13 protein-coding genes and 1 pseudogene are annotated in these 10710 nt (G+C 38.8%); 10 read left to right on the top strand and 4 right to left on the bottom strand.

Annotation, left to right across the window (positions count from 1 at the left end; genetic code table 11):
- Positions 1–78, bottom strand: a 78-nt coding sequence (locus tag QZ413_RS10365; protein ID WP_367117288.1) for a zinc ribbon domain-containing protein, incomplete at its 3' end; no start/stop codon positions are given.
- Between QZ413_RS10365 and QZ413_RS01815 the strand changes: the two genes are divergently transcribed.
- Positions 56–268 (top strand): RNA-guided endonuclease InsQ/TnpB family protein, encoded by a 213-nt coding sequence (locus tag QZ413_RS01815; RefSeq protein WP_367117287.1) that lies wholly within the window; start codon positions 56–58, stop codon positions 266–268. The genes QZ413_RS10365 and QZ413_RS01815 overlap by 23 nt on opposite strands.
- A gap of 92 nt (positions 269–360) precedes the next feature.
- Here the strand turns inward: QZ413_RS01815 and QZ413_RS01810 are convergent, their stop codons facing one another.
- On the bottom strand, positions 361–792 hold the full coding sequence (locus QZ413_RS01810; RefSeq protein WP_297075644.1) for a PH domain-containing protein: 432 nt from the start codon (positions 790–792) through the stop codon (positions 361–363).
- Positions 793–943: 151 nt separating this feature from the next.
- Between QZ413_RS01810 and QZ413_RS01805 the strand changes: the two genes are divergently transcribed.
- The 3 genes from QZ413_RS01805 (at position 944) to QZ413_RS01795 (ending at position 5259) form a co-directional block, all read left to right on the top strand.
- On the top strand, positions 944–2416 hold the full coding sequence (locus QZ413_RS01805) for a nicotinate phosphoribosyltransferase (protein WP_297075641.1): 1473 nt from the start codon (positions 944–946) through the stop codon (positions 2414–2416).
- 20 nt (positions 2417–2436) lie between these two features.
- Positions 2437–3261: an ammonia-dependent NAD(+) synthetase gene (gene nadE, locus QZ413_RS01800; RefSeq protein ID WP_297075638.1), complete on the top strand. Its 825-nt coding sequence runs from the start codon at positions 2437–2439 to the stop codon at positions 3259–3261.
- Between the two features lie 186 nt (positions 3262–3447).
- The gene (locus tag QZ413_RS01795; RefSeq protein WP_297075636.1) at positions 3448–5259 is read left to right on the top strand and encodes an LTA synthase family protein; all 1812 of its coding nucleotides are present in this window, start codon (positions 3448–3450) and stop codon (positions 5257–5259) included.
- Positions 5260–5470: 211 nt separating this feature from the next.
- Here the strand turns inward: QZ413_RS01795 and nrdI are convergent, their stop codons facing one another.
- Positions 5471–5893 (bottom strand): class Ib ribonucleoside-diphosphate reductase assembly flavoprotein NrdI, encoded by a 423-nt coding sequence (gene nrdI / locus QZ413_RS01790; RefSeq protein WP_297075634.1) that lies wholly within the window; start codon positions 5891–5893, stop codon positions 5471–5473.
- A 79-nt stretch (positions 5894–5972) separates the two neighbouring features.
- Between nrdI and QZ413_RS01785 the strand changes: the two genes are divergently transcribed.
- Positions 5973–6545, top strand: a complete 573-nt coding sequence (locus QZ413_RS01785; protein WP_297075627.1) for a GNAT family N-acetyltransferase — start codon at positions 5973–5975, stop codon at positions 6543–6545.
- Here QZ413_RS01785 and QZ413_RS01780 read toward each other — a convergent pair.
- Positions 6542–7054 carry an LURP-one-related/scramblase family protein gene (locus QZ413_RS01780; protein WP_297075624.1) on the bottom strand — a complete coding sequence of 171 codons (513 nt, stop codon included), beginning with the start codon at positions 7052–7054 and terminating at the stop codon, positions 6542–6544. The genes QZ413_RS01785 and QZ413_RS01780 overlap by 4 nt on opposite strands.
- A gap of 150 nt (positions 7055–7204) precedes the next feature.
- On the opposite strand from QZ413_RS01780, the gene QZ413_RS01775 reads away from it, so the two are divergent.
- The 5 genes and pseudogenes from QZ413_RS01775 to QZ413_RS01755 form a co-directional block, all read left to right on the top strand.
- Entirely contained in the window at positions 7205–8134 is a 930-nt protein-coding gene (locus tag QZ413_RS01775; protein ID WP_297075646.1) for a glycoside hydrolase family 73 protein, read from the top strand.
- Complete coding sequence (locus QZ413_RS01770; protein ID WP_297075620.1) at positions 8106–8789, top strand: uracil-DNA glycosylase; 684 nt, start codon at positions 8106–8108, stop codon at positions 8787–8789. The genes QZ413_RS01775 and QZ413_RS01770 overlap by 29 nt, the downstream gene beginning before the upstream one ends.
- A gap of 134 nt (positions 8790–8923) precedes the next feature.
- Entirely contained in the window at positions 8924–9904 is a 981-nt protein-coding gene (pta, locus tag QZ413_RS01765) for a phosphate acetyltransferase (protein WP_297075617.1), read from the top strand.
- 71 nt (positions 9905–9975) lie between these two features.
- Positions 9976–10428: a tRNA (adenosine(37)-N6)-threonylcarbamoyltransferase complex ATPase subunit type 1 TsaE gene (gene tsaE, locus QZ413_RS01760; protein WP_297075614.1), complete on the top strand. Its 453-nt coding sequence runs from the start codon at positions 9976–9978 to the stop codon at positions 10426–10428.
- Positions 10428–10710: pseudogene (locus QZ413_RS01755) on the top strand (GNAT family N-acetyltransferase); the annotation flags it as partial. The gene tsaE and the pseudogene QZ413_RS01755, both read left to right, overlap by 1 nt.

The following is a 10710-nucleotide window of genomic DNA, read 5'->3' as shown; positions in this document are numbered from 1 at the left end:
TCCAGTATTCTCACCACATGCGGAACAAATTTGGCTCGTATAATGAGGGGAAACCATCACTAATTTTTTACCATACAAGTGTGACTGGTATGGTAAAAAATTAGTGATTGTTTCCCCTCATTATACGAGCCAAATTTGTTCCGCATGTGGTGAGAATACTGGACAAAAACCACTTCGTATTCGTGAATTTACTTGTCCTCATTGCGGAACACGTCATGATAGAGACATTAATGCTAGTATCAATATCTTGAACAAAGCGTTTGCCTAACGTTAAAGGCATTGGTACGGGACATCCTACAATCAACAATGTAGTACGCCATGGTTAATAGGAGAAACCGCTGTTGTTTAGAAAGTTAAACATCAAGTATGCTCTGTTCCCAGAAGCTCTGTTGCTTCAGCAACGAGTAGTTCACAATGCAATACAGCTGTTGCTAAAGCTTGTTGGATGGCGAGGATGCTGTCATCTTTTCGAAAAGGCAATTTGATTGTCGGTTCCATCGCGCTAGAGATCCAAATATCTAGTTCAGCGTCTAAATCAAAATGACCACTTGTTTCAATACTAAAGTGTGAAATACTGCGATAGGGAATACTGTGGTACTGACTTTTTTTACCCGTTACACCTTGTTTATCGACAATGATCAAACGTTTGTTTGTAAAGACGACTAAGTCTCGAATCAAAGTGAATGCTAAATCGACTGTTTCATTTGCAATCAAAATCGCTTGCAATTCATGTGTCACCTTAGCTGTATTTGCTTTTGTATTGTTACCTAAAAGTCCATCGAATACTCCCATGATCAGTTCCTCCAATCTTATGTGAGATCAGTATAGCATGAAAAAAACTCACAATGAATCATTGGGAATAGATGAAGCGAAACATTTCTACTTCTTTTTTCAATCCATCTGTTATAAAATAAGGAAAGATTAAAAAAGAGGAGTTGCACGCATGCAAAATATCTATACAGATGATAGTTTAACGCTACATACTGATCTTTATCAAATCAATATGATGCAGACATATTGGGAATTAGGCAGAGCGGATCGTCATGCTGTGTTTGAATGTTACTTTAGAGACATGCCGTTTCAACATGGCTATGCGATTTTTGCTGGACTTGAACGTTTAGTGCAGTATTTAGAAAATTTAACATTTACCGAAACAGATTTAGCGTATTTACGTGAAGTCGGTGGATATTCAGAAGGTTTTTTAGCGTATTTACGTGAATTTAAATTTGCGTGTACCGTTCGTGCAGTCAAAGAAGGGGAATTAGTCTTTAACAACGAGCCCTTAATTCAAGTGGAAGGCCCGATCGCACATGCACAGTTGATTGAAACAGCTTTATTGAATATGGTAAATTTCCAAACATTGATCGCGACAAAAGCTGCGCGTATCAAATCAGTCATTGGGGATGATCCGTTATTAGAATTTGGTTCCCGTCGTGCACAAGAATTGGATGCGGCTATTTGGGGAACACGTGCAGCGTTTATTGGTGGAGCAGATGCAACAAGTAATGTCCGAGCAAGTAAAATCTTCGGGATTCCAGCCAGTGGGACACATGCGCATTCATTAGTTCAATCTTATGGCAATGATTACGATGCCTTTATGGCATATGCCAAAACGCATCACGATTGTGTTTTTTTAGTCGACACTTATGATACTTTGCGTTCAGGTGTTCCGAATGCGATCAAAGTAGCCAATGAGATGAAAGACCAAATCAACTTTTTAGGTGTGAGAATCGATAGTGGCGATATGGCGTATATTTCAAAAAAAGTTCGTGAACAACTTGACGAAGCAGGCTTTAAAGACGCACGAATTTTTGCATCAAATGATTTAGATGAAAGTACGATCTTAAGTTTGAAAATGCAAAAGGCAAAAATCGATGTTTGGGGCGTGGGCACGAAGTTGATCACCGCATACGATCAGCCAGCATTAGGTGCAGTGTATAAATTGGTATCGATGGAAAACGATCAAGGTCAAATGGTCGATACAATCAAACTATCAAGTAACGCTGAAAAAGTCTCAACTCCAGGCAAGAAACAAATCTGGCGTATTACGAGACGTTCTAACGGGAAATCAGAAGGTGATTATATTACGCTTTGGGACGAGGACCCTCGGATGCAGCCAGAACTTTTTATGTTCCATCCGGTGCATACGTTTATCAATAAAACAATTAAGGATTTTCACGCACGTCCGTTACTGTTAGATATTTATAAGAAAGGGACGCTCGTTTACAAATTGCCAGTCTTAGAAGAGATTAAAGCCTACTCAAAAGCGAGTTTAGATTCGCTATGGGATGAATACAAACGCGATTTAAATCCGCAACCGTATCCAGTTGACTTGTCACAAGAATGCTGGAACCATAAGATGCGTTTGATCGAAGAAGTAAGATCTAATGTTCAACGCTTTAAAGTAGCAGAATAAGGATTTGGAGGGAAAGATAGATGACATTACAACAAGAAATTATCGCTGAATTAGGCGTTCAACCAACAATTGATCCAAAAGTAGAGATTCGTAAAAGTATTGATTTTTTAAAAGATTATTTAAAACGATATCCTTTTTTAACAACATTCGTGTTAGGCATTAGTGGTGGTCAAGATTCATCATTAGCTGGACGTTTGGCACAATTAGCGATTGAAGAAATGCGAAATGAAACAAGTAATCCTAACTACCAATTCATCGCCGTACGCTTACCTTATGGTGAACAAGCCGATGAAGCAGATGCTAAACGCGCGTTAGAATTTATTCAAGCAGATATCGATGTTCGTGTGAATATCAAAGAAGCTGTCGATGCACAAGTCCAAGCTGTTGCAGATACGGGAATTCCGGTCAGTGATTTTAATAAAGGCAATATCAAAGCACGCCAACGAATGATCTCACAATATGCGATTGCAAGTGAACGTAACGGAGCTGTTTTAGGAACGGATCATGCAGCTGAGAACATCACTGGATTTTTTACTAAATATGGGGATGGAGGGGCAGATATTCTCCCTTTATTTCGCTTAAACAAGCGTCAAGGAAAGGCGTTATTAAAAGAACTTGGTGCACCAGAAGCATTGTATACCAAAATCCCCACTGCAGATTTGGAAGATGGCCGTCCATTAGTGGCCGATGAAGTCGCACTTGGTGTAACGTATGATGCGATCGATGATTATCTAGAAGGCAAAACGGTTAGTTTAGAAGATCAAGAAACCATCGAACGTTGGTGGGGGAAAACACAACACAAACGTCACTTACCAATTACGATCTTTGATGATTTTTGGAAGTAAAAATAACACTGATCTTAAAGTTTCTACTGTTATTTTTTAGAATTTAACAGGATTTTATTTGCAACAATTTCATGATTGTCTTATAATAACATTACAGGAGTTTTGGGGAAGACTCTGTCAACAACGTCGAGAGGAAAACAGCAATGTTTCCTCTTTTTTTTATTCTCTGATTTAGGAGTGATCGTGATGTATCGTACATCTTTTCTTAACAGATGGCTTCATCTGCTGCTAGCATGCTTGCTTATTTTTAGTTCACATGTTTATTTACAATGGTGCCAAAATCATTTTTCGCTAGAATTGGCTTATAAATTTGCATTTGAATGGCATACAGAAAAATTTTTACTAGGTAGTGTTTTTTTGGCGATACTTTATTTTTTCTTAAGTGCTTTTTTAGGGTCATATAAAGTCGGAAGTTTCGTCTATGTGTTTATGATCGGACTTGCAGGATTTGTGACGAGTCAAAAAATGAATTACCGCAATGAACCGTTCTATCCTGATGACATTCGCTTGATGTTTCAATTTCAAATGTTTCGCGATTTGATCCCGAATTGGCTCTTTTGGTTGCTGTTTATCGGTGCTGTGATCGTTTTGTTTTTGGTCATGTGCCAACTGATCTTAAGTTTAAAACGACCAAAATGGTTTCAGGTCAAACGAGTGTGTGTACTCTGTGTGACGTCATTTGGGCTAGTGAGTTTAAGTCAGTTTAATCAAGAAGGCAACATAATGCGTCAAGCATATAACAAAACGGCATTATGGATTCCGTATTCTCAAGAAATGAATTATTATAATGTGGGATTTGTGGGTGGTTTTTTATATAACTTATTCGTCCCAGCGATGGAAGAAGTTGAGGGCTATTCACAAGAAGCGATTGAAGATATCGTCGCCCGTTATAACACACAAGCAAAGGCGCAAAGTGTTAGTGAGGAAAAACCGAATATCATATACGTGATGAGTGAAAGTTTTTCAGATCCTTCACGCTTAAACGGGATCACACTGCCTACAGATCCTTTGACTCGTTATCGTGAACAAAAACAAACGACGATTTCTGGACAAATGCTTTCTCAAGGTTATGGAGGAGGGACCGCAAATATCGAATTTGAAGCACTGACGGGATTTTCGATGAGTTTGCTTGCACCTCAAATGACCACGCCTTATACAATGTTAGTACCTAAGCTTGAAGCATTGCCTTCGATTGTATCCTTTTTAAATGCTCAAGAATACGAAACGACAGCTATCCATCCTTATGATACGTCGATGTATAAACGAAAAGAAGTGTACACTTTATTGGGATTTGACCATTTTTATGATCAAACGGATTTTGAAGAACCGATTCGTCAAGAAAACAATCCATATATTTCAGATCAAAGCGCCTACGAAAAAGTCGTCGACCAGTTAAAAGAAACTGACGTCCCACAATTTGTCCATCTAGTCACGATGCAAACGCATATGCCATATGGAACAAAATACGACAATCATCCTTATAAAATGGAAGGCTTTGATTCAACTGCAGCAGAAGATTATTTGGAAGATATCCATATCAGTAGTGAAGCTTTTGTGGATTTTTTAGCAGAATTAAAGACTTTAGATAAACGAACGCTTGTGGTTTTCTGGGGCGATCATCTGCCAGGAATTTATGATGACACGATCAAAGCACAAAATGAAGACGTACAAATGCATTTAACGGACTTTATGTTTTTTGATTCGAAACAGGCTCTTTCGAATCAAACTGACTTAGTGCTTAGTCCATACTATTTTGCGCCAGAATTATTAGTCAATCAAGGATTATCGATCTCAGGTTTTTACGAATTGTTACACCAAGTTGCCCAATTTTTACCAGCTGAAGAAAACAATCAAAGTTATCAACAAGGAAATTGGGAAGCAACACGCACGCTTACGACAGAACAAGCGGCAATTTTTCGTGATTATCAAATGATCACGTATGATATTTTAGCAGGGAAGCAATATAGCCGGGATTCTTTTTTTAAAGCCGTAAACTAAATGAAAAAAAACCAGATTTGTTCGTTTAAAACGAATCGATCTGGTTTTTTTATTTGTCAAGACTTATTGAAAAAGCCTTTTAAGATGTTTCACAATCAAATAATTTTTAGGATTCGGTTTTAAGAAAAGAAGTCTATCTTCGCCGATCTCGATTGAATCATGACTTTATTTGGTGTGAAACTTTTTAAGCAATCCATTGGATGTGGATAAGTTAACAGCTCAAAATCGCATGGTAGATTTTTTCGATTTCATCTTGCATACCGCGCAATTCAAAATCACCGAGAAACGGAACTTGAAATTGGGCAGCGTATTGTTTCGCAGTCAAACAATATTGATTGTTAAAGTTTTTATTACCGCTTCCGATAATCCCTTTACAATAATGAGCATTATCGCCATAATCGATATAGTCACGCATCGCTTCTGTTAAAATCTCTTGATCCCCAGAATCGATTCCATTACCACCTTCCAAATAGGTAGGAACACAGACGACAAAGGGTTCTGTTTCATTGGTAAATGGTGTATTGTCGTGGATCTCTTTTAGCGAAAATGGAGTATCCTGTGCATCCGCGTAAGCTTTTAAGCGCGTTGCAAACGAGCGGGTATTTCCCGAGATTGAAATATAAAGTATCTTCAATGCCAAAACCTCCTTTTCTTCATGTAGTATATCAAGAAAGTAAAATAAGGACTAGTTTAAAATAGAAAGGAATAAAAAAATGATTCGACAAGCAGTACCAGCAGATCGTAAGCAAATGGCAGAATTAGTGTATGTTATCTTTTGTGATATGGAGCTTCCATTAGTGTCTCGTTATACCAAAAACGAGTTATTAGAATTCGTCGTTGAAGCGATGGAAGATGAGACGTATCGATATAGTGAAACGCGTGCGATCGTCAAAGAAGTTGCAGGAAAAATCGCTGGAGTAGCATTTGGATATCCAGCAGCTGACGAGCAAGCTATCGATAATGCGTGGAAAACAATCGCACAAAAACATCACATTGCAGAGCCATCTGCTTTATTTACGGATCCAGAAACATTGCCAAATGAGTGGTATTTAGATTCGATTTGTGTCGCAGCAGATTATCGTGGTCAAGGTATTGGAAAAGAATTACTTGCAAGTGTTGAAACAACAGCGCAGCAAAGTTGCTATGAGTACATTGGATTATGTTGTGATCAAAAAAATCCTAAAGCCAAAAAATTATATGAACGATTTGGGTATCGGGTGGTGACGATACAGCAACTAAGTGGACATACCTATGACCACATGCAAAAAAAGCTTAGCCTAAGCTAAGCAAATTGAGGTTGAATGAAATAGGGTTCAGCCTCTTTTTTTCGATTATAAAGCCAATAATCCATAATAGCCGCAATGCAGATACAAAGCGGAGCGTCTCTTGGATCATCAATCGTTAAGACATAATAATTTTCTTTTAAAAATGGTCGTTTATCCATCGTCATCACTTGCCGCTTGAAGTGACGGATAGCGTATTGATGATGATAGATATTGCCATACACTGCCCAGTGCAAGTGACCGATATAATAAAAATCACCAGGCCAATTAAATATTTTTTTTAACGTCCCGACTTTTTGAACATCTAGATACAAATCAAAGCGTCTACCTACTAACATACTCGTTTGTTTTACTCGAGCTGCTAGTGCACCATCCATGTGGTATAAAGATAAAACGTCATTTTTACTTCCCCAGTGTCCGATCAATAAATAAAGTGCGCGTCCCTCACGATTTTTAACGATTGTTTGGGTGTTTGTTCCTAAACGTTGTTCTTGGATAAAATACTCAGACATATCCATTCACTTCCCTTTTTTAATTGCATCGGTAGACAAAGATAGTGTACCATAAAGAAGAAAGTTAGAAAAATGATTATAGAAAAGGGAAGAGATGACGTGAAAAAACGATTAATGCTTACGACGGTTGCGATTGGTTTGGGAATTGGCATGTATGCAACCTCACCTATTATAAGTGAAGCTGCAAGTGTAGCGACGACACCTGCACAACAACAATTTATTGAAAGCGTTGGAGAAGATGCTCGAGTTTTAGCAGGAGATAATGATTTATATGCTTCAGTCATGATTGCACAAGCGATTCTTGAAAGTAATTGGGGCCAAAGCAAGCTAGCTTCACCACCCAATCATAATCTTTTTGGAATCAAAGGAGACTATAACGGCGCCTCTGTCATGATCGAAACCTCGGAGTTTGTAAACAATAAATGGATTAAAGTCAATGCGGCGTTTAAAAAGTATCCTTCTTACAATGAATCATTACTAGATAATGTGCATAAATTAAAGACGCGCTCTTTTTCACCGGGAGTGTATTATTATGCGGGTGCTTGGAAAAGCAATGCGCCCACTTACCAAGATGCGACCGCTTTTTTAACTGGCAAATATGCAACTGATCCACAGTACAATCAAAAATTGAATCGTTTGATCGAAAGTTATGATCTAACACAATATGATCAGCCGTCAGCTGATTCAGTCGCGCTTTATCGTTTATATAATCCAAATAGTGGTGAGCATTTCTATACGTATGATACGAATGAAAAACAACATTTGGTTACAGTTGGATGGCGCTATGAGGGCATCGCGTGGCATACTTCGTTGACTGGGGATCCTGTATATCGCGTATACAATCCAAATAGTGGCGACCATCATTACACAACGCAACAACAAGAAGTCAATCATCTAGTCTCAGTTGGATGGAGAGCAGAAGGAATCAGTTTTTACTCAACCGGAGCAAAAGAGATCTTGCGTGTCTATAATCCTAATGCGAAAACTGGAACGCATCACTATACGTTTAACGCCGGTGAAAAACAAGCATTAGTCAATCAAGGGTGGCACGATGAAGGAGTCGGATTCTATGGCGAATAATACCTGGTCAGATGTTTTAGCACCTATCTGTCAAACGACTAAGATGCGTGAATTAGAGACATTTGTGGATCAAGCCTATCAAACAACCCAAGTTTTTCCACCTCGTGAGTTGATTTTTGAAGCACTTCATCAAACACCTTATGAAGCAGTTAAGGTCGTTATTTTAGGGCAAGATCCTTATCATAATGATCACCAAGCAAATGGATTAGCGTTCTCGGTTACAAAGGGCCAAAAAATTCCGCCTTCTTTACGAAACATGTACAAAGAAATGCAAGATGATTTGCATGTCACTCCCCCGACACATGGCGATTTACATGCATGGGCCAAACAAGGAGTCTTATTGCTCAATACGGTATTGACAGTTGAAGCACATCAAGCCAATTCGCATCAGAAAAAAGGGTGGGAACAGTTTACAGATGCTGTTATTGATGCATTAAATCAACGCCAAACTCCAGTTGTTTTCGTCTTATGGGGTGGATCTGCGAAGAAAAAAAGCCAAAGAATTGATACACAAAAACACAAAATTATTACAGCGGCACATCCAAGTCCATTATCGGCTTATCGAGGTTTTTTTGGATCACGGCCATTTTCCACTATAAACGACACGTTGGTAAAATTAGGTCAAACTCCAATCGATTGGCAAATTCCTGATTAGTTCGTATCAATGATTTAAAGAGTTATCATTACTTTCTTACCAAATAGTAATACAGGAGGAAAAAACTGTTTTTTTTCGTGTAGATAGTGTATGATAAGTGAGAATGATGTGTAAAAAATGGAGGGTTTTCACTAATGGAATTATTTGATAGTTTAAAATTTAGAATCGTACGTCGCGGAATTAAAATTGCGTTCCCAGAAGCAACAGATACACGTATCCTAGGTGCAGTGGCACGTTTGAACGGAGAAGAATTGATTGAACCTGTATTGATTGGAAAACGCGAGGAAATCGAAAAAGCAGCGAAAACACGCGGAATCAATATCTCAGACTTAACGATTTATGATCCAGACAACTGTGGTCGTTGGGAACAAATCGTCGATGCGTTTGTTGAACGACGTAACGGTAAAGTGACACGTGAACAAGCGGAAACATTGTTAAAAGACGAAAATTACTTTGGTACGATGTTAACGTACATGGGCATTACAGATGGTCTAGTTTCTGGTGCGATCCATTCTACAGGAGATACTGTACGTCCAGCATTACAAATCATTAAAACAAAACCAGGAATCAGCCGTACAAGTGGTGCATTTTTAATGATGCGTGGAAACGAGCAAGAAAAATATATCTTCTCAGATTGCGCGATCAACGTTGCACCAACACCACAAGAATTAGCGGAAATCGCCGTTGCTTCTGCAGAAACTGCGCAATTATTTGATATCGATCCTAAAGTTGGGATGCTAAGCTTTTCTTCAAAAGGTTCTGCTAAAGCGCCTCAAGTAGACGCAACAGCGGAAGCGACAAAAATTGCACAACAATTGGCACCAGAACTTGCAATCGATGGTGAATTACAATTTGATGCAGCATATAGCCAAGCCGTAGCAAACTTAAAAGCACCTGATTCAGAAGTCGCAGGACACGTCAACGTCTTTGTATTCCCAGATTTACAATCAGGAAACATTGGCTACAAAATTGCACAACGCTTTGGGAACTTCGAAGCGATCGGACCAATCTTACAAGGTTTAAATAAACCAATTTCTGATTTGTCTCGTGGATGTAATGAAGAAGATGTGTACAAACTATCGATTATTACAGCAGCACAAACCCTAAATAGCTAAATAAGTAAAAGGAAAGTTCTAGTTGATGAACTTTCCTTTTTTCATCGCAAGAAAAGAAAGGATGATGCTTTATGCGCTTACAAGGAATCGATGAATTACTCGCATTTGCTACACATGTAGGCCAAGTAGCAAATAAACAAGATGTATTACTATTGACTGGTGATCTAGGAGCGGGCAAGACGACATTTACTAAAGGAATCGCAAAGGGCCTAGGAATTGAGCAAATGATCAAAAGTCCAACCTATACGATTATCCGTGAATATGAGAGTGGACGCTTACCTCTTTATCACATGGATGTCTATCGCGTTGTTTCGGGATCTGATGAATTGGGACTAGATGATTATTTTGAAGGGGATGGGTTGACTGTAGTCGAATGGGGGCGTCAGCTAGAAGAACTTCCATTAGATTTTTTAGAAATCATCTTAACGAAAGATGATCTCGACGATACCATCCGTCATCTCACTTTTAAGATCGAAGGTGTACGTGCACAGGCGTTTTATGAGCGCATTATGGAATTTGCATGATGGAAGTCAGTTTTCGAAAAGCCATTCCAGAAGATGCCGCGATTATTTTGGAGTTTATCAACCAAATGCGTCAGGTGAGTGATACCGTTTATTTTGATCCCGCGCTTTATACGTTATCTAGCGATCAATTAGCGGACCAATTAGCCGTTATTTATGAGTCGACAGAACACCTATTTTTAATTGCCAAAACGACGGAATGCCTTGGTGTAGTGACGATTCAAAAGATTACACCACAAATCGGTGAAGTCGGTGTGGCCGTTGCTCCAGCTTATCAAAATATGC

The sequence above is a fragment of the uncultured Enterococcus sp. genome (genome assembly GCF_913775425.1).
GTDB lineage: Bacteria > Bacillota > Bacilli > Lactobacillales > Enterococcaceae > Enterococcus_G.
This window is presented reverse-complemented; position numbering and strand designations above follow the sequence as displayed.

Excerpts from the sequence above, each read along its gene's own strand:
- QZ413_RS01810 (WP_297075644.1), bottom strand. The coding sequence starts at position 792 with ATGGGAGTATTCGATGGACTTTTAGGTAACAATACAAAAGCAAATACA.
- QZ413_RS01805 (WP_297075641.1), top strand. The coding sequence starts at position 944 with ATGCAAAATATCTATACAGATGATAGTTTAACGCTACATACTGATCTT.
- nadE (WP_297075638.1), top strand. The coding sequence starts at position 2,437 with ATGACATTACAACAAGAAATTATCGCTGAATTAGGCGTTCAACCAACA.
- QZ413_RS01795 (WP_297075636.1), top strand. The coding sequence starts at position 3,448 with ATGTATCGTACATCTTTTCTTAACAGATGGCTTCATCTGCTGCTAGCA.
- QZ413_RS01785 (WP_297075627.1), top strand. The coding sequence starts at position 5,973 with ATGATTCGACAAGCAGTACCAGCAGATCGTAAGCAAATGGCAGAATTA.
- QZ413_RS01780 (WP_297075624.1), bottom strand. The coding sequence starts at position 7,054 with ATGTCTGAGTATTTTATCCAAGAACAACGTTTAGGAACAAACACCCAA.
- QZ413_RS01775 (WP_297075646.1), top strand. The coding sequence starts at position 7,205 with ATGTATGCAACCTCACCTATTATAAGTGAAGCTGCAAGTGTAGCGACG.
- QZ413_RS01770 (WP_297075620.1), top strand. The coding sequence starts at position 8,106 with ATGAAGGAGTCGGATTCTATGGCGAATAATACCTGGTCAGATGTTTTA.
- pta (WP_297075617.1), top strand. The coding sequence starts at position 8,924 with ATGGAATTATTTGATAGTTTAAAATTTAGAATCGTACGTCGCGGAATT.
- tsaE (WP_297075614.1), top strand. The coding sequence starts at position 9,976 with ATGCGCTTACAAGGAATCGATGAATTACTCGCATTTGCTACACATGTA.